This window comes from Arthrobacter sp. 10T419, assembly GCF_056394105.1.
Genome location: NZ_JBFTHF010000078.1, coordinates 1 through 374 on the forward strand (window position 1 = coordinate 1; position 374 = coordinate 374).

Annotated in this window: 2 protein-coding genes; one reads left to right on the forward strand and one right to left on the reverse strand. The window is 67.3% G+C overall.

What is annotated here, in order from left to right:
* Positions 1–225: zinc-binding dehydrogenase (locus AC1DBD_RS17955; protein WP_476982746.1), on the forward strand; the 225-nt coding region annotated here is incomplete at its 5' end.
* A gap of 6 nt (positions 226–231) precedes the next feature.
* On the opposite strand, the gene AC1DBD_RS17960 is transcribed toward AC1DBD_RS17955, so the two are convergent.
* On the reverse strand, positions 232–372 hold the full coding sequence (locus AC1DBD_RS17960) for an ATP-binding protein (protein ID WP_476982747.1): 141 nt from the start codon (positions 370–372) through the stop codon (positions 232–234).
* Between the last annotated feature and the right edge of the window lie 2 nt (positions 373–374).

A 374-nucleotide genomic window follows, 5' to 3' on the forward strand; every position in this document is an offset into this window, starting at 1 on the left:
ATCATGAGCCTGCCGAAGAGCGTCAAGCTTGGCTACGCGGTCTTCGCCCATCATGTGCGTACGCCGGAACGCCTTCGGGCGCACGCGGCGCAGCTCTTCCGGTGGGTCCTCGACGGCAAGTTGCGCACGACCATCGGCGGTGTTTATCCGCTGGCGGCCGCCGCGCAAGCCCATGCCGAAATGGAAGGGCGGGCGACCACCGGCAAGCTGCTCCTGGTGCCGTGAACGTGCCTATTGCATCGCGMTCCAGAGGGCAGGCAGGCGCGGCAGCGTGATGGTGGCGCGCGTGCCGCCTTCCGGGCGCGGGGTCAGGTCCAGTTGACCTTGATGCGCGTCCACGATGGCCTTGCAAATGGTCAGGCCCATGCCCATGC